Origin of the sequence: Ureibacillus thermosphaericus (genome assembly GCF_002370195.2) — a bacterium.
GTDB classification, from domain to species: Bacteria; Bacillota; Bacilli; order Bacillales_A; family Planococcaceae; genus Ureibacillus; species Ureibacillus thermosphaericus.
The window spans coordinates 2218014-2241807 of record NZ_AP018335.1; the positions used below are offsets into that span (position 1 = coordinate 2218014).

Below are 23794 nucleotides of genomic sequence, written 5' to 3' on the forward strand. Positions count from 1 at the left end.
GATGGCGGTAATGTCTTTTATTGAAGCGATTAATTTGGCGATGAAAGAAGAAATGGAAAGAGATGAAAACGTTTTTATTTTAGGAGAAGACGTTGGTAAAAAAGGTGGAGTATTTAAAGCCACTCAAGGATTGTATGAACAATTTGGTGAATGGCGCGTTTTAGATACGCCTCTAGCAGAAAGCGCAATTGCCGGTGTAGCCATTGGAGCTGCAATGGTAGGAATGCGTCCAATCGCTGAAATGCAATTCGCAGATTTCATTTTGCCGGCTGTTAACCAAATTGTCTCTGAAGCAGCCAAGATCCGATATCGTTCAAATAATGATTGGAGCTGTCCGCTTGTTGTTCGTGCTCCATATGGTGGTGGTATCCACGGTGCGTTATATCATTCCCAATCTGTGGAAGCACTATTTGCCAATACACCAGGGTTAAAAATTGTCATCCCTTCCACTCCATATGATGCAAAAGGATTACTAAAAGCAAGTATTCGGGATGAAGATCCAGTTTTATTCTTTGAACATAAACGGGCATATCGATTAATCAAGGGAGAAGTGCCGCTTGATGATTACGTGTTGCCAATCGGTAAAGCAGACGTAAAAAGAGAAGGGGACGACATTACTGTTATTACTTATGGACTTTGTGTCAATTATGCCCTTCAAGCAGCTGAGCGCCTTCATGACGACGGAATAGAAGCGCACATTTTAGATTTACGTACGGTATATCCACTGGATAAAGAAGCAATCATTGAAGCTGCAAGCCGTACTGGAAAAGTACTTCTCGTTACGGAAGATAATAAAGAAGGTAGCATCATGAGCGAAGTTGCAGCCATCATTTCCGAAAACTGCTTATTTGACTTGGATGCACCAATCATGAGATTAGCGGGTCCGGACGTTCCAGCTATGCCATATGCACCAACGATGGAAAGATTTTTCATGATCAATCCTGAAAAAATTGAACGGGCTATGCGGGAATTAGCCGCTTTTTAAGGGGGATACGTATGTCAATTGAAAAAATTATCATGCCTCAATTAGGAGAAAGTGTTACAGAAGGAACAATTGAAAAATGGCTTGTTAAACCTGGAGATCATGTAAATAAATACGATCCTATAGCGGAAGTTTTAACGGATAAAGTAAATGCGGAAGTACCTTCATCCTACACGGGCATTATCAAGGAATTAAATGGTAAAGAAGGCGAGACGTATCCGGTAGGAACGGTGATTTGTACGATTGAAGTAGTTGAGGAAAAAGAATCATCAAATATAAGTGAAGCCATTCGCAATGCGACGAAAGAACCTGTGAAAGTAAAAGTGAATGAACCAAATTATGGGGAAAACATTCCAAAACAAAAAAATCGATATTCTCCAGCTGTATTGAGATTAGCGAGCGAACACAATATAGACTTAGAACAGGTAACTGGTACAGGATTAAATGGTCGCATTACGCGTAAAGACGTTCTAAACTTTATTGAGTCAATGAAAGATGGAAACGTACCGTCCGTTGAACGACAAGTACAAGAGCCTGTTCAAACTCAAGAAACAAGTCCGTCGCCATCACCAGTACAACCAAAACCAATTCACATTGAGAAACAAGCAGGTGATGTGGAAATTCCAGTATCTGGCCTTCGTCGTACAATCGCTAACAATATGGTGAGAAGTAAGCATGAAATTCCACATGCTTGGTTGATGATGGAAGTAGATGTAACAAATCTTGTACAATATCGTGACTCCATTAAAAAACAATTTAAAGAAAAAGAAGGATTCAACATCACATATTTTGCATTCTTTGTCAACGCTGTTGCTCAAGCATTAAAAGAGTATCCAATGCTTAACTCTGTTTGGGCTGGAGATAAAATTATCCAGAAGAAAGATATTAACATTTCAATTGCTGTTGCGACAGACGATGCCCTCTTTGTTCCGGTAATCAAAAATGCTGATGACAAATCCATTAAAGGGATTGCAAAAGAAATTAATGAATTGTCTCAAAGTGTTCGAAGCGGAACATTAAAGAGTGATCAAATACAAGGTGGAACATTTACTGTAAATAATACGGGCTCATTCGGTTCTGTACAATCAATGGGTATTATCAATTACCCTCAAGCGGCGATCTTACAAGTGGAATCCATTGTAAAAAGACCAGTCGTTATTAATAATATGATTGCAATTCGCGATATAGTGAATTTATGCTTGTCAATTGACCATCGAATTTTAGACGGCTACATTTGTGGGAAATTTCTAAATAGAGTAAAAGATATTCTCGAAAATACAAATTATTATGAAAAGAATATTTATTAAAAGTGCTAGAAAGCCTTGTAAATCAAGGCTTTCTTTAATTTTTAGACTTTATTGGTAGCGGTTTCTAATGTATTATAAATATTATAAAAATTTATAATTTGATGAAAAGGGGGAAGCTGTTTAGCGAAGTCTATGTCAAACAACATGCATGAGATCGATTTTCCATCCTCAAGTTATGAAGAGTGGAAAGAAACAGCTATAAAATCTTTAAAGGGGAAGCCATTTGAATCACTCTTTACTAAAACAATTGAAGGGGTTATATTACAACCGTTATATACACAACAAATGTTGGTGGAAAAATTAGGGGACCAATTAGAAAAACAAGTAAACACGATTCGTGCGCTAAATGCTACAAAATCTGTTCAAGCTGCCCAAACAATTTATGCTGAAAATACAAAAGAATATTTTGATAAAATAAAAGATAGTGTTAATCGCGGTAATGGTTACATTACAATCGATAGTAGAATCCTTGAATGGGACGAAGAAGCTTTAACTCAATTAGCTAATTACTTAATTGAGTATCCATTTAAATTAATCGTACACGAAAACAAGATTTTAAATGTATTTTCAAAAATTCAAGAATCTGATCGTGAAAAAGTTAGAGGATTTGTTCTTACAAATGAAGCAATTATGCTTGATGATTTTCCGATGGTTCGGACTTTTGCGGCAAATACAGTTCCTTATCATAACGATGGTGCACATATTGTACAAGAACTTGCACTTGCGCTAGCTCAAGGGGCAAAATATGCCGAGAAGTCTGAATCCTTTGAATCCTTTGCAAATAAATTTTTCGTAAATTTTGCAATTGACACTTATTTTTTCCAAGAAATTGCAAAATTGCGTGCCTTTAAAGTTTTATGGAAAGCCTTTGCTACGGCATACAATGCGGAAGCAGTTCCAGTTCCAGTATTGGTGGAAACATCATTACGCAGTTTCTCTAAATACGATATTTACGTAAATTTACTCCGTGCTGGTAATGAAGCCTTTGCTGCGTTAATCGGAGGAGCAGATGCCATTACTGTTCACCCATACGATGTATTAACAAAACCGACTGAACAATCCGTTCGTATTGCAAGAAATGTCGTGTTAGTGTTAAAAGAAGAATCATTTGTTGATGATGTTCTTGACCCTGCAGGCGGTTCATATTTCATAGAAACTTTAACGGCAGAATATGTAGAAAAAGCTTGGGAATTATTCCTTCAAATTCAAGAAGCAGGTGGCATTGACGAATTCGAAAAATCCGGAAAATTACAATCAGCTATTGAAGAAGTCTATAAAGAGCGTATTCGTCAAGTAGAAACGAGAAAACATTCGTTAATTGGTACAAACATTTATGCGAATCCAGCTGATCTGCTGCAAACAGAAACAAATCCGTTATATAAAGATATTAAGCGTTTAGCAATTCCATTTGAAATGCTTCGAGAGCAATACAGTCAATTGAATCCAAAAATCGGCATTCTCACTTACGGAAAATTAAAAGACTTTAAACCTCGAGCGGACTTTGTAGAAGGATTTTTCGCAACAGCTGGTGTTGTACCTGTAGAATCCGGTGAAATTGAATCGATTGAAGAGGCAAAAAATTGGTTACAGCAAACGGATGCTGATTATGTAGTGATTGCTGCTACAAATGATCAAACAAAAGAAATCGTACCAGTTTTATTGGAAAGTAAAAAAGAAGGCTTAATTTTAGATGTTGCAGGGAAATTCCCAGAAGAAGAAACAGACTGGTTATCTCAAGGTTTAAACGGATTTATTTTTGCAGGTCAAAATATTGTGGAAAAGCTCACTGCGCTTCTTGAAAGCTTGAAGGGGGTACAACAACAATGAAACCAAACTTTCATTCTGTCAATATACAAGATGTAATAAAAAGTGAACAAATTCAACCATCTCATACATTTAAAACAAATGAAGGAATTGAAGTAAAAGAATTTTATAAGAATGAAGATATAAAAGACGTAAAACATTTACAAGACTTCCCAGGAATCGCACCAAATACCCGTGGGCCATATCCAACAATGTATGTAGCGCGTCCATGGACTGTTCGCCAATATGCAGGTTTTTCAACGGCAGAAGAATCGAATGCATTCTATCGAAGAAATTTAGCAATGGGTCAAAAAGGTTTATCGGTTGCCTTTGATTTGCCTACACACCGAGGTTATGACTCCGACCATCCTCGCGTAAAAGGGGACGTGGGAAAAGCGGGCGTTGCCATTGACTCTGTGGAAGATATGAAAATTTTGTTTGATGGCATTCCTCTTGACCAAATGTCCGTTTCTATGACGATGAACGGGGCCGTTATTCCAATCATGGCCTTCTACATTGTAGCGGCTGAGGAGCAGGGAGTAACGCCGGAAAAACTTGCTGGTACAATCCAAAACGATATTTTGAAAGAGTATATGGTGCGTAATACGTACATATATCCTCCAGAAATGTCTATGAAAATTATTGCTGACATTTTTGAATATACAAGTAAATACATGCCTAAGTTCAACTCTATTTCCATTTCCGGCTATCACATTCAAGAAGCTGGTGCAACGGCGGACATTGAATTAGCATATACGTTAGCAGATGGATTGGAATATGTACGAACAGGACTTAAAGCTGGCATCGACATTGACTCCTTCGCTCCACGATTGTCCTTCTTCTGGGGCATTGGTATGAACTACTTTATGGAAGTAGCAAAAATGCGTGCAGCTAGAAGAATTTGGGCACAAATGATGAGCACATTCAATCCAAAAAATCCGAAAAGTTTGGCTTTACGTACACACTCCCAAACTTCTGGATGGTCGTTAACAGAACAAGATCCATTCAACAACGTAACTCGTACGTTAATTGAAGCAAATGCTGCTGCGATGGGTCATACGCAAAGTTTACACACGAATGCTTTGGATGAAGCGATTGCGCTTCCAACAGACTTCTCAGCTCGCATTGCACGTAATACGCAATTATTCTTACAAGAAGAAACGCTTATGACAAAAGTCATCGATCCATGGGGCGGATCTTATTATGTGGAAAAATTAACAGATGAGTTAACGAAAAAAGCTTGGGAGTTAATTAAAGAAATTGAAGAGCTGGGTGGAATGGCTAAGGCGATTGAAACAGGTCTTCCAAAAATGAAAGTAGAAGAATCAGCTGCAAGACGCCAAGCAAAAATTGACTCTAAAGTGGAAACGATTGTTGGCGTTAATAAATACAAATTAGACGTTGAAGAACCAATTGATATTTTAGATATTGATAATACGCTAGTTCGTCAAAAACAAATTGAAAGACTTGAAAAAATGAAAGCAGAAAGAAATGAAGAAGAAGTGCAAAGACATCTTGAACGTTTAACGAAAGCTGCAGAAACAGGAGAAGAAAATATGCTTGCTGTTGCAGTTGACGCTGCTCGTGCTCGCGCGACACTTGGTGAGATTTCCGATGCCATTGAAAAAGTTTGCGGACGCCATAAAGCAGTTATCCGTTCAATTTCAGGTGTTTATTCATCTAACTTCTCCGATAATGAATTAATTGAAGAAGTAAAACAAATGACAGATGAATTCCTAGAAAATGAAGGTCGTCGCCCGCGTATTTTAATTGCGAAAATGGGACAAGACGGACATGACCGCGGTGCAAAAGTCGTTGCTACTGGTTATGCTGATCTTGGGTTTGACGTAGATATTTCACCGCTATTCTTAACACCGCAAGAAGCGGCACAAATGGCAGTGGAAAACGACGTGCACTGTGTAGGTGTATCTTCTTTAGCAGCAGGCCATAAAACGTTAGTACCTGAATTAATTGAAGAATTAGAAAAATTAGGTAGAGGAGATATTATCGTTGTCGTTGGCGGTGTAATCCCTGCTCAAGATTACCAATTCCTATACGATAAGGGTGTATCTGCAATCTTTGGACCAGGTACAGTAATCCCAGTTGCAGCGATTAAAATTATTGAAGAAATCTATCATCGATTAGGTTATGAGGAAGTGTCTGAATGATGGGCGAAAAAAACGCAGAAGAGACTGCACTATATGTCATGAAAGGTATTGAAAGTAAACACGATGGAATGTCATATGTTGCGCCAAAAAAATTTCGAAAAAAGCGGCAACAACAAGTTGATATAAAGCAATTAGCGAGTGAAGTGCGCGGAGGAAAGCGCACTTCGCTTTCAAAAGCAATTACTTTAATTGAAAGTTCCAATCATGAACATAAGGTGCTGGCTCAAAATTTATTGCAAGAATTATTACCTTTTACAGGAAACAGTATTCGGATTGGAATAACGGGGGTTCCAGGAGCAGGTAAGAGCACTTTTATTGAAGCGTTTGGTACAATGCTTTGCGAGATGGGGAAAAAAGTTGCCGTTCTTGCAATAGACCCTAGTTCTACCATTTCCGGCGGCAGCGTTTTAGGGGATAAAACACGAATGGAACATTTAAGCCGTCATCAAAACGCATTTGTACGTCCTTCACCAAGTGCCGGTACCTTAGGCGGTGTTCATAAAAAAACGCGGGAAACGATGCTTCTTTGTGAAGCAGCTGGATACGATATTATTTTAATTGAGACTGTTGGAGTAGGGCAAAGTGAGACGTATGTTCGTGGTATGGTTGACTTTTTCCTTCTTCTCGTCTTAACAGGCGCAGGTGATGAATTACAAGGCTTGAAAAAAGGCATTATGGAATTGGCAGATGGTATTGTTGTCCATAAAGCTGATGGAGACAATGTAAAAAAAGCGAAAAAAACCGTTCAAGAATATAGGAAAATCCTGCATTTCTTACAACCGTCAACTCCAGGTTGGGAATCAAAAGCTGTTCCTGTTTCATCCTATGAAAAAAAAGGATTGGAAGAGGTTTGGGAAATGATTTTATCGTTTGAAAAACAAATGAAAGAATCCAGCTACTGGTTCACAAGAAGACGAGAACAAACAAGTGATTGGTTCCATTCAATGATTACAGACCATCTAATTGATTCATTTTTTGGTAATAAAGAAAACAAAGAATTAGTGAAAAAGCTGGAAGAAGAAATATTGCAAGGAAAATTAACTGTAACGCAAGGCATACACAAATTGTTCCCCAATCAGTAACTGCCTTTAGGTTGTAATCCCTGTATAAAACCCATTTCAGAGAATCCTTTTGAAGTATTTGCAATTAACTTTTCCTTCTTCTATGCTAAAATTAATACTTGAAAGGAGATTGAAATGTATGAGTATGGATTACGATTTATTTATGCAAGAAATTATTACCACTGCACGAGCTGAAATGGAGAATGCTGGATATGAGCAATTAAGAACCCCAGAAGATGTAGAAAAGGCCTTTGCACGTCCTGGAACTACTCTTGTCATGATTAATTCTGTATGCGGCTGTGCAGGAGGTATTGCGCGACCTGCAGCGGCAAGTGCAATTCATTATGATAAACGTCCAGATTATCTAGTAACGGTTTTTGCTGGACAAGATAAAGAAGCAACGGCTGCTGCACGTGCGCATTTTGGAGACGAACATATTCCTTCATCACCAGCTTTTGTTTTACTGAAAGACGGAAAAGTTGTCGCTGATATAGGTCGTCATGAAATAGAAGGACATGATGTAATGTCAGTTATTACAAATTTACAAGCCAATTTTGAAGAATATTGCGATGAAGTATAATTAAACCAAAAATAGAATCCGCATACTCGTATCATTCAAGTATTGCGGATTCTAACTTATTCATTTCATGAATAGATAGAAAAATTGCTTACTATATTTTCAGAAATCATTTAATTTTATTTTTATATCAAATTTTTTAAATTGTATCTGTTGTGGTACAGTGTTGTTGGTTGATATACATTTTTTCAAAATAAAAAAGCGATTACATATCTTGTAACCGCTGTAAAGAATGTTAGAAGAATGATAAACCGAATGCCAATGTTGAAAGTAACATGATTGCAATCATCGTGTAGACTATTATTTTTTGAAATTTTTTGTTGCTCATATTCTCGCTCTCTCCTTTTTTTCATAGGATTAGTTTATCAAATCTGAAAAATTTCTCAAGTACGTAGCGGAAATTTCGTAATTTCGCTACAATAGATTATGTACTATAACAGAAGGGGTGGCATGATGGAAAAAGTCGATCATATTGGAATCGCAGTAAAAAACCTAGACGATTCAGTAAAATATTATACTGAAGTTTTAGGTTTGAAATTAGAAAGAATTGAAGAGGTTCCATCGCAAAATGTACGAGTAGCATTTATCGATGCTGGGAATGTACATATTGAATTATTACAACCCTTAAGTGAAGAAGGGGCGATTTATAACCATATACAAAAACGTGGAGAAGGAATTCAACATATTTGTTTTAGCGTAGATAATATTCGAGAAAAAATGGCTGAATTAAAAGAAAAGGGAGTTCGCCTTCTGTCTGAAGAGCCTATACCTGCAGCTGGGGGAGCTGAAGCATGCTTTATTCATCCAAAAGATAGTTTTGGAGTTTTATATGAACTATATGAAAAAAAGTGATAAAGGGGTTAAGAAATCATGGATATGTTAGATAAAATCGATGAAATGTATGACCGAAAAAGAGAGATTTATTTAGGCGGTGGGGACAAGCGCATTGAAAAGCAACATGAAAAAGGTAAGCTAACAGCTCGTGAACGTATTGATCTATTACTGGATGAAGGCACTTTCGTTGAAATAAATCCATTTATAAAACATAGAGTAACAGATTTCGGCATGGGTGAACAAAATGGCCCTGGTGACGGTGTTGTAACTGGATACGGTAAAGTGAATGGCCGTCCTGTTTATTTATTTGCTCAAGATTTCACAGTATTCGGCGGTGCATTAGGAGAAATGCACGCGAAAAAAATTGCTGCAGTGATGGATTTGGCTGCAAAAAATGGAGCGCCATTCATCGGCATCAATGACTCTGGAGGTGCCCGTATTCAAGAAGGAGTATTATCATTAGACGGTTATGGCCACATCTTCTATCGCAACTCGATTTATTCTGGGGTTATTCCACAAATTTCTGTGATTATGGGTCCATGTGCTGGCGGTGCTGTATATTCTCCAGCAATTACAGACTTTATTTTAATGGTGGATAAAACATCCCAAATGTTCATTACTGGTCCGAAAGTAATTGAAGCGGTTACAGGAGAAAAAATTTCATCAGAAGATTTAGGCGGTTCAAAAGTGCATAACACAATCAGCGGTAACGCTCATTTCCGCGCCCCTTCTGAAGAAGAAGCGATTGAACAAATTAAGAGATTATTAAGCTATTTACCACAAAGTAATAAAGAAAAAGCACCAAAATTACCACGCCCTGAAGGAGACGATTGGCGTCCTGAATTAATTGACGTTGTTCCAATTGAACCTACACGTCCTTACGATGTTCGTAAAGTAATTGAACAAGTGGTGGATGAAGGTTCCTTCATGGAAGTGCATTCTGAATTTGCGAAAAACATTGTTGTAGGATTTGCTCGTATTGCTGGACAATCTGTTGGATTAGTTTGTAACCAACCAAAGGCCTTAGCAGGTGGTCTTGATATTGACTCATCCGATAAAGCTGCCCGTTTCATTCGCACTTGTGATGCATTCAATATTCCCATCATTACATTTGAAGACGTATCAGGATTCTTCCCTGGCGTTAAACAGGAACATGGCGGTATCATTCGTCACGGTGCTAAAATCTTATATGCTTATTCTGAAGCAACCGTTCCAAAAATTACAGTCATTTTACGAAAAGCATATGGTGGAGCATACGTTGCGCTAAATTCAAAAGCCATTGGTGCAGATTTAGTATTCGCTTGGCCAAATGCAGAGATAGCCGTAATGGGTGCTGCTGGAGCTGCTAACATCATCTTTGCGAACGAAATTGCAAATTCAGAAGATCCGGAAGCTACACGCCAAGCAAAAATTGAGGAATATAAAGAAAAATTTGCTAATCCATATGTTGCTGCTTCACTTGGAATGGTTGATGATGTAATCGATCCAAGAGAAACTCGCATTAAGTTAATTCAAGGATTAGAAATGCTTGAAAATAAAGAAGAATCAAGACCTAAGAAAAAACACGGAAATATTCCGCTATAATTGTGAAAGTTTCCAATTACGTACCATTAGAAGCACAAGCTAATCCCAGTTTGTACTTCGATTTTTCCAAAAATTCAAATTGGTTCTAACAATATTTCATATCAAAAGGTAATGAATATTATATGAATTTAGTAATTATTTTGTCTTATTTATAGAAAGATATAGAAATTTTTCAAACAATATGCTACAATTCAACTAAATTTCAACAACTGAATAATCTATACGGTGCTAATGAAAATTAGCTTAAAAGGGAAACTAGTGAGAATCTAGTGCGGTCCCGCCACTGTGAAGAGGAGCTCAAAATCAAATGCCACTGTGCAAACGGGAAGGCGATTTTGTAGCGATGACTCTAAGCCAGGAGACCTGCCGTATGGAGTGGATGGTAGTGTCCTACGAGGATAGGTACACGAATAGGCATGATTGGATTATTATGTCTTATTGTGGGACACTGCTAGTTTGGCAGTGTTTTTTTATTTTCAAATTTTCATTTTAGGAGGAATTTTATGAAAGTCTCAATCAAAATACTTTACTTTCTAGCAGTATTATTAATCATTCCTAATACAGCTTTTGCTATGCATATCATGGAAGGTTTTTTACCAATCAAGTGGGCAATATTTTGGTGGCTCCTTACATTCCCTTTTTTAATCATTGGATTAAAGAAAATGAGTAGTTTAGTAAAGAGAAATGCTGAGACGAAGTTATTACTAGGTTTATCGGGTGCATTCACTTTTGTATTATCCGCATTAAAAATTCCTTCGGTTACTGGAAGTTGTTCTCATCCTACGGGTGTTGGGTTAGGAACCGTATTATTTGGACCATTTGTAATGAGTGTTTTAGGTACCATCGTGTTATTATTCCAATCATTATTATTAGCCCATGGAGGTTTAACAACGCTTGGCGCCAATGCGTTTTCGATGGCGATTGCTGGACCTTTTATCGCCTATGGAGTATTTAAAGGCTTCAATAGGATCGGTTTGCCCTTTACTCTAGCAGTTTTCTCAGCAGCAACATTAGCAGATTTAGGTACATATGTCATTACATCTATTCAACTTGCACTAGCCTTTCCATCTGAAGTTGGTGGAATTTTCGCTTCATTTGTAAAGTTTGCTGGCGTATTCGCTGTTACACAGGTACCATTAGCAATTATTGAAGGATTGATTTCAGTAATGGTGATGAATTTCTTATTGAAATACAACGAAAGAGAATTAAAGTTACTTCAAGTACTAAAGAAACCCCAGGAGGTGAAGTAAGATGTTAAAAAAGAATATGCTTTTATTAATTTTGATCATTTTTTTAATGATTGTCCCGCTGATTGTTAACGGAGATGCAGAATATGGTGGTGCAGATGGAGAAGCGGAAGGATTAATTACAGAACTGAACCAATCCTATGAACCATGGTTTTCAAGTATTTGGGAGCCTCCTAGTGGTGAAATAGAAAGTTTATTATTCGTACTACAAGGAGCAATCGGTGCAGGGTTCATTGGTTACTTTATAGGATATATGCGAGGCCGGAATAGGGGCGGGAATGCAGAGATACAGAAATGAGAATGTTAGAATATTTCGCTTATCAATCACCTTTAAGAAATAAACACCCAATCGAAAAAATGGGATTTGCTCTTATTCCATTAATATTGAATATCGTATTTCAACATGTTCTTACATCCATATTCATATTTTGCATCATGACAGTTATTACTTTAATAATCGGAAAAGTTCCGATTCGCGTATATTTGAAGTTATTGCTTATTCCAGTGGTATTTCTAATTTCAAGTATACTAGTCATTTTACTCAATTTTTCAACTAACCCTATAGAAGGTGCCATTTTTCAATCTATTATTGGTCCCGTCACGATTTCAATTTCGATAACGAGTGTTGAAAAGGCATTGATGCTATTTGTTGTTGCTTTATCGAGTATTAGTTGTTTGTATTTTTTAATTTTATCTACGACGATTCAAGATTTTCTATATGGATTAAGGTGTTGTAAAGTACCAACTACTTTATTGGATTTAATTGCATTAATGTATCGATTTATATTTATATTTCTTGATTCCAGCAGGACAATCTATCTTGCACAAATAGCAAGGTTAGGTCACAGTTCTTTATTAAATTCTATCAAATCAATTGGGCTTATAATCAGTGCTTTGTTTATTAAGGTATTTCAAGAAATGAAAGACTTAAATAATGCGATAAATGCAAGAAGTGTAGATGGCTATTCAGCAGTCATTTCAAGAGAACTTCATTTTTCAACAAGTAGTTGGATATTTACGTTGTTAGTGAATTTGTTCATTATCGTCTTTTATTTCACCGTTGGGAGAGTTGGTTAAAATGAATACTCCTTTGTTTGAATTGAAAGAAGTTTCTTATACCTATGAAGATGGAACAGAAGCTTTACAAAAAATAAATTTACAAATTGATCAAGGAAAAAAAATTGCTTTGTTAGGTAGTAATGGAGCAGGGAAATCTACTTTAATATTGCATTTAAATGGTTTATTAAAACCAACCTCCGGAACAATTTATTTTAAAGGACAACCATTATCCTATTCAAAAAAAGAATTGTTAAATGTTAGACGAAAGGTTGGAATTGTTTTTCAAAATCCAGAAACCCAGTTGTTTAATGGAACTGTTTTGGATGATATTGCCTATGGGCCATTTAATTTACATCTAGCAGAACAGGAACGAAAGTCGTTGATAGAGAAAGCAATTAATCAAACAGATGTTGAATCATTATTAGATAAACCGATTCACTTTTTAAGTGTTGGGCAAAAAAAGCGAGTTTCCATCGCTGGAGTTCTTGCTATGGATCCTGAAGTCATCATATTAGATGAGCCGACTGCATCTTTAGATATTTATTACACAAGGAAAATACGAAAATTGTTAAACGAACTTCATTGTGACGGGAGAACACTCATTCTTTCTACTCATGATATTGACTTTGCTTATGAATGGGCTGACGAAGTCGTTGTGATGCATCATGGAGAAATGTTATATCACGGTGCTTTTTATCGTTTGTTTGAAGAAAACAAGGACATTGTGAAAAAAGCAAATTTAGAAACATCCATAATATTCGAAATTGCGCAAATGATGAAAATGCAAGGACTCATTTCAAAACTAGATGATGTACGTTCAAAAGAAAAAGTAATCGATGTACTTCATGATTGTTTCATGAAGGCAAAGAATTAAAAGGGGTGATGAGTTTGAAGGGAAAGCTTTACATTGTCGGATTTGGTCCAGGTGATGCTAATCACATTACCTATCGTGCAGTTGAAGCAATCAAAGCTAGTGATACAATCATTGGCTATAAAACTTACGTCGAGCTAATTAAAGATTTATTAGATTCCAAACAACAAATTATTAGTACAGGGATGACAGAGGAAGTATCACGAGCACAAGCGGCAATAAAACTTGCTGAAGCGGGGCACCATGTGTCGGTCATTTCAAGTGGTGATTCAGGTGTATACGGTATGGCTGGTTTAATTTATGAAGTGCTCATTGAACAAGGGTGGAATAAAGAAACCGGGGTTGAAATTGAAGTTATTCCTGGCATTTCTGCAGTTCATTCTTGCGGTTCCCTTCTTGGAGCTCCAATAATGCATGATTCATGCACAATTAGTTTAAGCGACCATTTAACGCCATGGTCTATTATTGAAAAAAGACTGGAAGCAGCGGCAGCAGCAGATTTTGTAATTGCTTTATATAATCCTAAAAGCGGTAGGAGAACAAAACAAATTGTAGAGGCTAGGAGAATTTTATTAAAATACCGGTCACCGAATACGCCTGTTGGACTCGTAAAGAGTGCTTATCGTGAGAGACAAAATATTGTAATTACTACGCTAGAAAAAATGCTAGATTACGAGATTGGTATGCTCACAACGGTGATTATCGGAAATTCTTCCACTTTTGTGTATGATGACTTAATGATTACACCGAGAGGATACAAACGAAAATATACGCTTGATAGCGAGATTCAACCATTGAAACCTCATGAACGATTAAAAAAGGAAGCTGAACCTTGGTCTTTAGAAAATCTAGAGTCGAAAGAAAGTGAACTATTTAAACAAAAAACGCCATTTCAACTTGCATGTGAAGCAATTGCCATGCTAGATCAAAAGCAACATTTCGTTGTAGAACAGCCAAGCAATATGTCTATTTTTGAATTTGCGGTAAGCCCTGGAGTGGCAAACAAACGATTTACTCCGGAGCAATTTCAGCTGTTAGCAGAAATTGTGGGAAATGAAGGAAGGATGGACTATTCAAGGGATCATCAGTTACTCATAAGTATTCCAACCAATAATCCTAATAAAATAGTAGAGCAAATATCAAACGTTGGATTGCTAGTGATGCCGGTTGGAAATGTCGTTACGGTAAAAGCTTGTGATTTTTGTGATGGTGAAAAAGCTGATTCCATTCCATACGCGGAAGAACTTCAAAGACGATTTGGTGGAAAAGCCATGCCGAAAGAATTAAAGATCGGTATTAATGGATGCGGAATGGCTTGTTACAACGCAGTTATGGAAGATATTGGAATCGTTTACCGAAAAGGTAAGTTTGATGTGTTTTTAGGGGCAAAACCAGTTGGGCGTACGGCCCATCCTGGACAATTAATTGAAGAAGGACTAGAAGCGGATCAATTAGTTGATTTAATCGAAAAAATTATTGAGGAATATAAAGAACATGCTCATCCAAATGAAAGACTATTTAAATATTTTAAACGGAAAAAAGTGCTAGCAGGCTACGAATATCAAGATAATGAACCAAAATTGAATTTACAACCGATCCCTTGTGTAGATTAGGAGGAAGAAAATAATGACAAAAGCCATTTTGTTTGTAGGACATGGAAGTAAGTTAGAAGCAGGAAATAATGAAGTAAGGGAATTTGTGGAGCAATTAACCCCTTTAATAGATGCTAATTTATTAGTTGAGACTTGTTTTTTAGAATTTGCTGAACCTACCATTTCTCAAGGAATTGATTATTGTGTTGAAAAAGGTGCAACAGAAATATATGTAATTCCGATTATTTTACTACATGCAGGACATTCAAAAATTCATATTCCTGCTGAAATTGTAGAAGCACAAAATAAATATCCCCATGTGAAATTTACGTATGGTGAAGTTGTTGGAATTCACGAAGAAATACTTCAAATTTTACTAGAGCGTTTGCAAGAAATCGGTTTTGATACACAGGCAAAACATGAAGACACAGCGATTTTATTAATTGCTCGTGGTGGAAGCGATGAATACGCAAATGGTGATTTTTATAAGATTACAAGACTTTTATGGGAAAAACTAGATGTTCCAATAGTAGAAAGTGCTTTTATGGGAGTGACAGAACCATTAGTTGATGAGGGTATTGAACGTTGTATTAAACTCGGTGCAAAAAAAATAATTATGCTTCCATATTTTCTATTCACAGGCATTTTAATCGAACGAATGAAAAAATATTGTGAGCGTTTCAATGAACAATACCCGAACGTAAAAATAGAGATTGCACATTATTTTGGAAATCATCCACTTTTAAAATCAGTGATCATTGAGCGAATGGATCAAGCACTAAATGGACACTCAAAAGGTGTTAAGGACTTGGAGAATATTCAAAGGTTAAAGCAATTGGGACTCATTTCTCATCATCATCATGACCATGAACATCATCACCATCATCATGACCATGAACATCATCACCACCATCATGACCATGAACATCATCATCATCATGAAAAAACGGAAGTGAAACCATGATTCTGTTTTTAGCAGGTACAAGCGATGCACGAGAGTTAGCAATTTTGTTAAAAAAGGAAGGCTTCCCCCTAATAGCCACTGTAGTAACAGAATCTGCTGCAAATAGACTTACTGATGAAGGAATCAATGTAAGAGTTGGTCGCTTAAATGAAGAAAAAATGTTTGAATTTTCAAAGAAAAATGGGGTGACTGCAATTGTTGATGCAAGTCATCCCTTTGCAGAGGAGGCGCATAAAACAGCGAAATCCGTAGCGGAACAATTAAAAATCCCATATATACGATACGAAAGAGAACAATCAAAGCTAGAACAAGACTCTATTATTTATGTTTCAACTTACGAAGAAGCAGCGGAACTCGCAGCAAAGAAAAAAGGAGTTGTCATGTTAACAACCGGCAGTAAAACATTAGAAATCTTTGCGAAAAAATTATTGCCACTAAATGATGTTCGCGTAATTTGCAGAATGCTTCCCCGAATCGATAATATGCAAAAATGCGAACAACTTGGCTTCCCTCAAAAAAATATTGTAGCAATGCAAGGACCTTTTACAAAAGAGTTAAATACTGCCTTATTTAAGCATTTCGGAGTGACACTCATGATAACAAAGGAAAGTGGAAAAGTTGGTGCTGTTGATGAAAAAGTAGAAGCTGCAAAAGAATTAGGGATTGAGACGATTGTGATTACAAGACCAAATATACAATTTGGCAATGAGTTTCACAAAATGGAGGAAGTTGTAGAATTCTTAAAAATACAAAGAAACGAGGGTGTGCTATGAATTTTAAACCAATTACGGTAGAACCGAATAAAATTTATGATTATAGTTTTGCCATTATTGAAGAAGAGATGGGTGAACATCATTTTTCTGAATTGGAATGGCAAGTCGTGCGTCGAATTATTCATGCTTCAGCAGATTTTGAATTAGGAAGGAGTGTTGTATTTTCTCCTGGTGCAGTTGAAGCAGGCATCAAAGCAATTCGAGAAGGAAAACATGTGATTGCCGATGTTCAAATGATTGTCAGCGGCTCAGGAAGGAAACGATTTCAAAAATATGGCGGAGATTTGCATTGCTATATCGGTGACGAAGATGTGGCACAAGAAGCAAAAAAAGAAGGAGTTACACGGGCAATTATGTCCATGAGGAAAGCTATCCGTGAACATGTAGGAGGAATTTATGCGATTGGTAATGCTCCTACAGCCTTATTAGAGTTAATTCGCCTTATCAATGAAGGCATCGCAAAACCCGACTTAATTATTGGGATGCCTGTCGGATTTGTTTCCGCAGCTGAGTCGAAAGAGGAACTTTTAAAACTAAAGGGAATACCTTATATCACAAATGTTGGTCGTAAAGGAGGTAGCACGGTAACCGTTGCCGCATTAAATGCTATTTCTATTTTAGCTGATCAGGTGTGAGGTATATGCAAAAACAGAAAAGAAAAGATCCTTCTGAACTTAGGGAAGGTTATACAACGGGTGCTTGTGCAACAGCATGTGCTAAAGCAGCATTAATCGCATTAATCACAAAGCTAGAACAAAAAAAAGTAATGATTCATCTGCCTGTGGGAAAAGATGTTGAATTTTCAATCGAAAAATGTGAAATAAGAGATATTGAAGTAAAATGTTCCGTAATAAAAGATGGTGGAGATGATCCTGATGCAACTCATGGAGCAATTATTGAAGCAACTGTTTCTTGGAGAAAAGACAAGGAAATTTTTATTGATGGCGGCAAGGGAGTAGGCCGAGTAACAAAACCTGGATTACCAATTGAAGTGGGACTAGCTGCCATTAATCCCGTTCCACGTAAAATGATTCAAACAGAAGTTGAAAAAGTCTTACAGCAATATGGAATTGAAACCGGAGTAAATATTATCATCACTGTCCCCGAGGGTGAAGAAATTGCTAAAAAAACATTAAATAGTCGTCTTGGCATCATTGGAGGTATTTCAATTTTGGGAACAAGGGGAACAGTCGTTCCTTTTTCCAACGCCGCTTATATGGCAAGTATTGTACAAGCAATATCTGTAGCAAAAGCAGCGGGTAGTGAACATCTTGTCTTTACAACTGGTGGAAGAAGTGAAAAATTTGCCATGAGCATGTATAGTGAGCTTCCTGAAGTTGCTTTTATTGAAATGGGAGATTTTGTTGGTTTTTCAATGAAACAGTGCAAACAATTAGGCATTCCGAAAGTATCTTTAGTCGGGATGATGGGAAAATTTTCAAAACTTGCCCAAGGTTCCATGATGCTTCATTCAAAAGGTTCTCAAGTCAATTTTGAATTTCTTGCATCCATTGCTAGAGAAAGTGGCGCTACCAATGAAAGTGTTAGACAAATTCTTCAAGCAAATACAGCAAATGAAGTAGGGGAAATCATGAAAGAACAAGGATGTATGGAATTTTTTTACAAATTATCAGAACTTTGCTGTAAAGAAATCTTAAAACATGTTGGTGGCGGATTGATTGTTTCAACTGCGATTTATTCAATGAAAGGTGAATTATTAGGAAAGGCGGAAATAATTGATGCCCATTAAATTGATTGGAATTGGTGATAACGGTGCACAAGGTTTGCATCCACAACTCATCGAATGGATTGAAAGTGCAGAAGTTCTCGTTGGTGGAGAAAGAGTATTATCATTTTTTCCAAACTTTAATGGAGAAAAAATATTATTGAAAACTAAAGTAATGAGCGTTATAGAAAAGTTAGAAAATAGGAATCAAAACATTGTGATTTTAGCCTCTGGCGATCCATTGTTCTATGGAATTGGAGGCCTCATTTCGAAAAAACTTCCAGTTGAAATTTATCCTTATGTAAGTTCAATTCAACTTGCAGCCGCAAAGTTCGGAATTAGTTGGCATGATGCTTATTTTGTCAGTATTCATGGAAGGCCGATTAAAGGACTAGCGCAAAAAATCGATGGAAAAGACAAAGTGATTATATTAACGGATGAAAATAATTCGCCAAATAATCTAGCATCATACTTAATAGAGTTTGGAATGACCGAATATGAAGCATATATTGCTGAAAACTTGCAAGGAGAAAAAGAACGTTGCAGAAAAATGACGCTTGAAGAAATGAAGCGAGCAAGCTTCTCCCCTTTAAATGTTGTAATTTTAGTAAAAATTCAGCAAACAAAAAATTGGTCTCTTGGCATAGATGATGAAGAGTTTTATCAACGAAAACCGGAGAAAGGTTTAATCACGAAAAAAGAAGTTCGTGTTTTATCCATTAGTGCATTGAATTTACATGAAAAAAGTATTGTTTGGGATATCGGCACATGCACCGGTTCCGTTGCAATTGAAGCAGGGAAGATTGCAAAAGAAGGTAAAATTTTTGCCATTGAAAAAAATGAAGAAGATATCAAAAACTGTCTTCTTAATCAACAAAAATTTCGGGTTGATTTCACTGTTGTACACGGAAAAGCACCAGAAGGCCTTGAAAAGTTTCCGAATCCCGATGCTATTTTTATCGGTGGTACGGGTGGAAACATGGAGGAACTATTAACCGTATGTTGTGAAAGATTAAACAAGAATGGCCGCATTGTTCTAAATGCTGCAACAATCGAAAACTTATATGAATCTATCAAAATATTTTATAAGTTAGGATTTCATACAGAAGTTACCCAAGTACAAATTGCGAGAAGTAAACAAATATTATCGTTGACTCGATTCGCTCCATTAAACCCTGTGTTTATTGTAAGTGCAAAACGAAAGGAAGATGAGGATGTGTAAAGGTGCTTTATATGGCATAGGTGTAGGACCTGGAGATCCGGAATTACTTACCGTTAAAGCTTTTCGGAAACTTCAAGAATGTCCTGTAATAGCCTATCCGAAAAAAATGCGAGGTTCAAAAAGTTATGCGTATAAGATTATAGAAGTTTATATACGTCCTGAAGAAAAGGAAATGTTAGGACTTGTATTTCCAATGACGAAAAATGAGGAAGTATTAGAGAGGGAATGGAATAAAGCCGTTGATATAATTTATGAAAAAATTGCTCAAGGGAAAGACGTGGCATTTGTTACTGAAGGAGACCCGTTATTATATAGCACTTTTATTCATCTAATGAAAGTAATGAAGGAAAAATATCCCGATGTAGAAATTCATTCCATACCCGGTATTTCCTCCGTCAACGGTGCAGTATCCCGATTAACCATTCCACTAGCGGATGGTGATGAACAAGTGGCTATCATTCCCGCAAATGATGATGTTGAAAAGATGAGAAAAGCAATTGAAAATCATGATGCTGTAGTATTTCTAAAAGTTGCAAAGGTTATTGATGTGTTGCTAGAAATGCTTCGAGAATTAGGATTAGAAAACAAGGCACATGTAGTTACAAAAGTTACATCTGACGAGGAAATCTTATGGAATATCAACGAATTAGAAGGTGCCGATTTAAATTATCTATCATTAATGGTGGTGCGCAAATGAAGAAAATTTGGATAATTGGAGCAGGTCCAGGCGATCCCGATTTAATAACTGTAAAAGGATTACAAATGTTGCAAGAAGCAGATTGTATTCTTTATACAGACTCCCTTGTTAATGAAGAATTAATTGCCAAAGCAAAGAAAGAAGCAGAAATTATTAAAACAAGTGGAATGCATTTGGAAGAGATTGTTTCAATCATAGTCGATCGAGTAAAACGTGATAAATTAGTTGCCCGCATTCATACTGGAGATCCATCGATGTACGGTGCCATTGCTGAACAAATAACATTATTGAAAAAAGAAGGCATTGGGGTAGAAATCATTCCTGGTGTAAGCTCTGTTTTTGCTTCTGCAGCGGCAATACAAGCAGAATTAACGATTCCAGAATTAACACAAACTCTTATTTTAACCCGCGCTGAAGGTCGTACACCTGTACCGGAAAAAGAAAAATTAAAAGATTTAGCAAGCCATCATTGTACAATCGCTCTTTTCCTAAGTGCAACATTAACGAAAAAAATAGTGAAGGAATTAAAAGAAGCGGGGTGGCAAGATGACACGCCCGTTGCGGTAATTCAAAAAGCTACATGGCCAGATGAAAAAATCGTTCGTACAACACTCGCGAATCTCGATCAAGCGATGAAAGAAAATGGCATTCGGAGTCATGCCATGATTTTAGCAGGATGGGCACTTGACTCTAACCTTTATGAAAAGGATACGTATCGCTCAAAGCTTTATGATGCCGAGTTTACTCATGGCTATCGGAAAGGAGTTTCAAAGTGATTCAACTTGTGGAAGAGGAAATTCCAAACATTCATCAAAAAAATGATTATGCAGTTGTTGCTATAACAAAACATGGTGTAGAAATTGCTCGGAAATTACAAGGACTTTTTCCTAATTGTGACCTTTATTATCCGCAAAAGTTTTGTAAAGCTGATGAAGATAGCTTAAGCATCCAACTATATGATGGCAATGTTCGAATTCTGTTATCAGCGATTTTTAACAAATATAAAGGTCTGATTTTATTTATTTCTCTCGGTGCAGTTGTTCGCATGATAGCACCTCTTATAAAAGATAAAAAAATTGATCCAGCCGTTGTTGTTATAGATGATTGTTGTAAAAATGTAATCAGTGTGCTTTCCGGTCATCTAGGTGGAGCGAATGAATTAACGCGAGAAATCGCGGCATTGCTTCATGCAAACCCTGTGATTACGACGGCATCAGATGTTCAGCAAACTATCGCTGTTGATTTATTTGGCTTTCGGTTCGGTTGGGTTTGGGATTCAGAAGAACATTTAACGAAGGTTAGTGCAGCTGTTGTGAACGAAGAACATGTTGCTGTTGTTCAGGAAAGTGGAGAGCGTTCATGGTGGATATATGATCGCCCATTACCAGAAAATATAAAAATTTATCAATCCATTTTGGAAGCAATCAATGCAAAACCAAGCGGTGCTCTAATTGTTACTCATCGGTTACTCACACCAGAAGAGACACCAATTTTACAATACGGCATTATTTTTAGGCCTAAAGTAATTGTAATAGGAATCGGTTGTAATCGTGGAACAAGTGCGGAGGAAATTCATTTCGTCATTGAAGAGACGTTGCTTGAGTTAGGATTTTCATCAAAAAGTGTAAAAGCCATTTGTACGATTGATCTAAAGAAAGATGAAGAGGGTTTATTGCAAGTTGTAAACGAAAGAAATGTGGAATTTTGTACGTACACAGCTAAAGAATTGAATGAAATGCATATCGAAGAACCATCAGAAACGGTTTATAAATATACTGGAGCATATTCCGTAAGTGAAGCAGCAGCAAAACGTTATTTACAATCAAATTCACTAGTTCTAGTCAAAAAGAAAAGTGGGAATGTAACAATTTCTGTTGGGGTACTCGAGCATAAGGAGGATTTTCCGTGGCAAAAAGATTAATGATTGCAGGTACATCGAGCGGGGTTGGAAAAACCACTTTAACAATCGGAATCATGGCGGCATTGAAAAAACGAAATCTTGTCGTTCAAGGATTTAAATGTGGTCCAGATTATATTGATCCAACCTATCACACTGCCGTTACAAAACGAGTTTCTCGAAATATTGATAGTTGGATGTTTAGCCACGATGTCATTCGCGATATTGTGGAACGCAATAGTCGTGATGCAGATATAACAATTATTGAAGGTGTAATGGGGTATTTTGATGGAAAAAATCCATTAGAAAATACTGGTTCTGCTGCTGATATTGCGGACATTACTGAGAGTCCAGTTCTTCTCGTAGTGGATTGTGCAAGTATGGCAAGAAGTGCTGCTGCGATTGTAAAAGGCTTTCAAACAATCCATGTACCATCACGTATTGTTGGCGTAATAGCCAATCGTGTTGGAAGTGAGAGCCATTTTAACATTGTAAAAGCTGCCATTGAACAAGAATGTCATATTCCTGTGATTGGTTATATGAAGAAAAACAATGAACTCCACTTGCCAAGCAGGCATCTCGGGTTAATTCCTGCTATTGAACGGGGAGATTTAGATTCTTATTTTGAAATGCTGGCAACAGAAGTTGAAAAAACGATTGATCTTAATAAACTACTAACGATTTCTGAAACAAACAGCTTAGAAAAAGTGAATCATTCTATTTTTGAAGAAAATTTAAAGGGGAATGTGAAAATTGCAGTAGCAAAAGATGCTGCTTTTAATTTTTATTATGAAGAAAATTTACAATTGCTCCGAGCTCGAGGGGCAGAACTTCTTTTCTTCTCACCGTTAGCAAATGATCCAGTACCGGAAGATGTTGATGGTTTATATATTGGTGGAGGCTTCCCGGAAGAATTTGCTGAAAAGTTAGCGAGTAATGAAGTGTCGAAACAATCCATCAAAGCAATGATTGAAAAAGGTGTTCCAACTGTTGCTGAATGCGGTGGATTTATGTATTTAACAAAATCCATTGAGACGACAGAAGGTATGAGTTATCCAATGGTTGGGGTAATTGATGGTAAAGTAGCCATGCAGTCCACACTTGCAGCCCTTGGATATCGTGAAATTTTTGGCATGAATGACAATTTCCTAATAAAAGAAGGAGAGGTTGCGAAAGGTCATGAATTCCACTATTCAATTTTCCAGCCAAATTCACTATATCCACCAGCTTATGAATTGAAAAGTCGATTTGGAGCAAAACGAGTTGGCTGCATTCTCCATTCTTTAATTGCAGGATATGTTCATTTCCATTTCGCCTCCAATTCAAAACTTGTAGATAACTGGATAAATGCATGTTTACAATTTCAAGAACAGAAACGAAATGCAATCTAATAATCTTAGAATGAAAAAGATGAACAAAAATATGAAGCA

Annotated in this window: 23 protein-coding genes and 1 riboswitch; of the genes, 22 read left to right on the forward strand and 1 reads right to left on the reverse strand. The window is 36.8% G+C overall.

Annotation, left to right across the window (positions count from 1 at the left end; all coding sequences use genetic code 11):
* Position 1: 1 nt before the first annotated feature.
* The 6 genes from UtA1_RS10680 (at position 2) to UtA1_RS10705 (ending at position 7901) form a co-directional block, all read left to right on the forward strand.
* A complete protein-coding gene (locus UtA1_RS10680) occupies positions 2-985 on the forward strand; it encodes an alpha-ketoacid dehydrogenase subunit beta (protein WP_016837766.1) in 984 nt (327 codons plus the stop codon).
* Positions 986-996: 11 nt separating this feature from the next.
* Positions 997-2289, forward strand: coding sequence for a dihydrolipoamide acetyltransferase family protein (locus tag UtA1_RS10685; protein WP_096550983.1), 1293 nt, complete (start codon positions 997-999; stop codon positions 2287-2289).
* A 132-nt stretch (positions 2290-2421) separates the two neighbouring features.
* Positions 2422-4116, forward strand: coding sequence for a methylmalonyl-CoA mutase family protein (locus UtA1_RS10690; RefSeq protein WP_096550985.1), 1695 nt, complete (start codon positions 2422-2424; stop codon positions 4114-4116).
* On the forward strand, positions 4113-6260 hold the full coding sequence (gene scpA / locus UtA1_RS10695) for a methylmalonyl-CoA mutase (protein ID WP_096550987.1): 2148 nt from the start codon (positions 4113-4115) through the stop codon (positions 6258-6260). Before UtA1_RS10690 ends, scpA begins: the two co-directional genes overlap by 4 nt.
* A complete protein-coding gene (gene meaB / locus UtA1_RS10700; protein ID WP_096550989.1) occupies positions 6257-7342 on the forward strand; it encodes a methylmalonyl Co-A mutase-associated GTPase MeaB in 1086 nt (361 codons plus the stop codon). Before scpA ends, meaB begins: the two co-directional genes overlap by 4 nt.
* A gap of 118 nt (positions 7343-7460) precedes the next feature.
* Positions 7461-7901 carry a BrxA/BrxB family bacilliredoxin gene (locus UtA1_RS10705; RefSeq protein ID WP_096550991.1) on the forward strand — a complete coding sequence of 147 codons (441 nt, stop codon included), beginning with the start codon at positions 7461-7463 and terminating at the stop codon, positions 7899-7901.
* A 232-nt stretch (positions 7902-8133) separates the two neighbouring features.
* Here the strand turns inward: UtA1_RS10705 and prli42 are convergent, their stop codons facing one another.
* Positions 8134-8226: a stressosome-associated protein Prli42 gene (gene prli42, locus UtA1_RS17190; protein ID WP_172597863.1), complete on the reverse strand. Its 93-nt coding sequence runs from the start codon at positions 8224-8226 to the stop codon at positions 8134-8136.
* A 125-nt stretch (positions 8227-8351) separates the two neighbouring features.
* Between prli42 and mce the strand changes: the two genes are divergently transcribed.
* From mce to UtA1_RS10785, 16 genes are all read left to right on the forward strand, one after another.
* The gene (mce, locus tag UtA1_RS10710; protein ID WP_016837773.1) at positions 8352-8750 is read left to right on the forward strand and encodes a methylmalonyl-CoA epimerase; all 399 of its coding nucleotides are present in this window, start codon (positions 8352-8354) and stop codon (positions 8748-8750) included.
* A gap of 18 nt (positions 8751-8768) precedes the next feature.
* A complete protein-coding gene (locus tag UtA1_RS10715; protein WP_016837774.1) occupies positions 8769-10316 on the forward strand; it encodes an acyl-CoA carboxylase subunit beta in 1548 nt (515 codons plus the stop codon).
* A gap of 206 nt (positions 10317-10522) precedes the next feature.
* Positions 10523-10701, forward strand: a riboswitch (cobalamin riboswitch).
* Positions 10702-10819: 118 nt separating this feature from the next.
* Positions 10820-11566, forward strand: a complete 747-nt coding sequence (locus UtA1_RS10720) for an energy-coupling factor ABC transporter permease (RefSeq protein WP_016837775.1) — start codon at positions 10820-10822, stop codon at positions 11564-11566.
* 1 nt (position 11567) lies between these two features.
* A complete protein-coding gene (locus UtA1_RS10725) occupies positions 11568-11861 on the forward strand; it encodes an energy-coupling factor ABC transporter substrate-binding protein (RefSeq protein ID WP_096550993.1) in 294 nt (97 codons plus the stop codon).
* Positions 11858-12640, forward strand: a complete 783-nt coding sequence (gene cbiQ / locus UtA1_RS10730; RefSeq protein WP_096550995.1) for a cobalt ECF transporter T component CbiQ — start codon at positions 11858-11860, stop codon at positions 12638-12640. The genes UtA1_RS10725 and cbiQ overlap by 4 nt, the downstream gene beginning before the upstream one ends.
* A gap of 1 nt (position 12641) precedes the next feature.
* Positions 12642-13496 (forward strand): energy-coupling factor ABC transporter ATP-binding protein, encoded by an 855-nt coding sequence (locus tag UtA1_RS10735; protein WP_096550997.1) that lies wholly within the window; start codon positions 12642-12644, stop codon positions 13494-13496.
* Between the two features lie 8 nt (positions 13497-13504).
* Positions 13505-15106, forward strand: coding sequence for a precorrin-3B C(17)-methyltransferase (cobJ, locus tag UtA1_RS10740; protein WP_096552498.1), 1602 nt, complete (start codon positions 13505-13507; stop codon positions 15104-15106).
* Between the two features lie 13 nt (positions 15107-15119).
* On the forward strand, positions 15120-16049 hold the full coding sequence (locus UtA1_RS10745; RefSeq protein WP_096550999.1) for a sirohydrochlorin chelatase: 930 nt from the start codon (positions 15120-15122) through the stop codon (positions 16047-16049).
* On the forward strand, positions 16046-16822 hold the full coding sequence (gene cobK, locus UtA1_RS10750; RefSeq protein ID WP_096551001.1) for a precorrin-6A reductase: 777 nt from the start codon (positions 16046-16048) through the stop codon (positions 16820-16822). The genes UtA1_RS10745 and cobK overlap by 4 nt, the downstream gene beginning before the upstream one ends.
* Positions 16819-17457 (forward strand): precorrin-8X methylmutase, encoded by a 639-nt coding sequence (locus tag UtA1_RS10755; RefSeq protein ID WP_096551003.1) that lies wholly within the window; start codon positions 16819-16821, stop codon positions 17455-17457. The genes cobK and UtA1_RS10755 overlap by 4 nt, the downstream gene beginning before the upstream one ends.
* A gap of 5 nt (positions 17458-17462) precedes the next feature.
* The gene (locus tag UtA1_RS10760; RefSeq protein WP_096551005.1) at positions 17463-18572 is read left to right on the forward strand and encodes a cobalt-precorrin-5B (C(1))-methyltransferase; all 1110 of its coding nucleotides are present in this window, start codon (positions 17463-17465) and stop codon (positions 18570-18572) included.
* Positions 18562-19770 (forward strand): precorrin-6y C5,15-methyltransferase (decarboxylating) subunit CbiE, encoded by a 1209-nt coding sequence (gene cbiE / locus UtA1_RS10765; protein WP_096551007.1) that lies wholly within the window; start codon positions 18562-18564, stop codon positions 19768-19770. Before UtA1_RS10760 ends, cbiE begins: the two co-directional genes overlap by 11 nt.
* Positions 19763-20467 carry a precorrin-2 C(20)-methyltransferase gene (gene cobI / locus UtA1_RS10770; RefSeq protein WP_096551009.1) on the forward strand — a complete coding sequence of 235 codons (705 nt, stop codon included), beginning with the start codon at positions 19763-19765 and terminating at the stop codon, positions 20465-20467. Before cbiE ends, cobI begins: the two co-directional genes overlap by 8 nt.
* On the forward strand, positions 20464-21243 hold the full coding sequence (gene cobM, locus UtA1_RS10775) for a precorrin-4 C(11)-methyltransferase (protein ID WP_096551011.1): 780 nt from the start codon (positions 20464-20466) through the stop codon (positions 21241-21243). Before cobI ends, cobM begins: the two co-directional genes overlap by 4 nt.
* Positions 21240-22388 (forward strand): cobalt-precorrin 5A hydrolase, encoded by a 1149-nt coding sequence (locus UtA1_RS10780; protein WP_172597864.1) that lies wholly within the window; start codon positions 21240-21242, stop codon positions 22386-22388. The genes cobM and UtA1_RS10780 overlap by 4 nt, the downstream gene beginning before the upstream one ends.
* Positions 22388-23755: a cobyrinate a,c-diamide synthase gene (locus UtA1_RS10785; protein ID WP_096552500.1), complete on the forward strand. Its 1368-nt coding sequence runs from the start codon at positions 22388-22390 to the stop codon at positions 23753-23755. Before UtA1_RS10780 ends, UtA1_RS10785 begins: the two co-directional genes overlap by 1 nt.
* Positions 23756-23794: the final 39 nt, after the last annotated feature.

What these genes read in the sequence shown, in the direction of transcription:
- UtA1_RS10680 (WP_016837766.1), top strand. Translation starts at nt 2, where the DNA reads ATGGCGGTAATGTCTTTTATTGAAGCGATTAATTTGGCGATGAAAGAA.
- UtA1_RS10685 (WP_096550983.1), top strand. Translation starts at nt 997, where the DNA reads ATGTCAATTGAAAAAATTATCATGCCTCAATTAGGAGAAAGTGTTACA.
- UtA1_RS10690 (WP_096550985.1), top strand. Translation starts at nt 2,422, where the DNA reads ATGTCAAACAACATGCATGAGATCGATTTTCCATCCTCAAGTTATGAA.
- scpA (WP_096550987.1), top strand. Translation starts at nt 4,113, where the DNA reads ATGAAACCAAACTTTCATTCTGTCAATATACAAGATGTAATAAAAAGT.
- meaB (WP_096550989.1), top strand. Translation starts at nt 6,257, where the DNA reads ATGATGGGCGAAAAAAACGCAGAAGAGACTGCACTATATGTCATGAAA.
- UtA1_RS10705 (WP_096550991.1), top strand. Translation starts at nt 7,461, where the DNA reads ATGAGTATGGATTACGATTTATTTATGCAAGAAATTATTACCACTGCA.
- prli42 (WP_172597863.1), bottom strand. Translation starts at nt 8,226, where the DNA reads ATGAGCAACAAAAAATTTCAAAAAATAATAGTCTACACGATGATTGCA.
- mce (WP_016837773.1), top strand. Translation starts at nt 8,352, where the DNA reads ATGGAAAAAGTCGATCATATTGGAATCGCAGTAAAAAACCTAGACGAT.
- UtA1_RS10715 (WP_016837774.1), top strand. Translation starts at nt 8,769, where the DNA reads ATGGATATGTTAGATAAAATCGATGAAATGTATGACCGAAAAAGAGAG.
- UtA1_RS10720 (WP_016837775.1), top strand. Translation starts at nt 10,820, where the DNA reads ATGAAAGTCTCAATCAAAATACTTTACTTTCTAGCAGTATTATTAATC.
- UtA1_RS10725 (WP_096550993.1), top strand. Translation starts at nt 11,568, where the DNA reads ATGTTAAAAAAGAATATGCTTTTATTAATTTTGATCATTTTTTTAATG.
- cbiQ (WP_096550995.1), top strand. Translation starts at nt 11,858, where the DNA reads ATGAGAATGTTAGAATATTTCGCTTATCAATCACCTTTAAGAAATAAA.
- UtA1_RS10735 (WP_096550997.1), top strand. Translation starts at nt 12,642, where the DNA reads ATGAATACTCCTTTGTTTGAATTGAAAGAAGTTTCTTATACCTATGAA.
- cobJ (WP_096552498.1), top strand. Translation starts at nt 13,505, where the DNA reads ATGAGTTTGAAGGGAAAGCTTTACATTGTCGGATTTGGTCCAGGTGAT.
- UtA1_RS10745 (WP_096550999.1), top strand. Translation starts at nt 15,120, where the DNA reads ATGACAAAAGCCATTTTGTTTGTAGGACATGGAAGTAAGTTAGAAGCA.
- cobK (WP_096551001.1), top strand. Translation starts at nt 16,046, where the DNA reads ATGATTCTGTTTTTAGCAGGTACAAGCGATGCACGAGAGTTAGCAATT.
- UtA1_RS10755 (WP_096551003.1), top strand. Translation starts at nt 16,819, where the DNA reads ATGAATTTTAAACCAATTACGGTAGAACCGAATAAAATTTATGATTAT.
- UtA1_RS10760 (WP_096551005.1), top strand. Translation starts at nt 17,463, where the DNA reads ATGCAAAAACAGAAAAGAAAAGATCCTTCTGAACTTAGGGAAGGTTAT.
- cbiE (WP_096551007.1), top strand. Translation starts at nt 18,562, where the DNA reads ATGCCCATTAAATTGATTGGAATTGGTGATAACGGTGCACAAGGTTTG.
- cobI (WP_096551009.1), top strand. Translation starts at nt 19,763, where the DNA reads ATGTGTAAAGGTGCTTTATATGGCATAGGTGTAGGACCTGGAGATCCG.
- cobM (WP_096551011.1), top strand. Translation starts at nt 20,464, where the DNA reads ATGAAGAAAATTTGGATAATTGGAGCAGGTCCAGGCGATCCCGATTTA.
- UtA1_RS10785 (WP_096552500.1), top strand. Translation starts at nt 22,388, where the DNA reads ATGATTGCAGGTACATCGAGCGGGGTTGGAAAAACCACTTTAACAATC.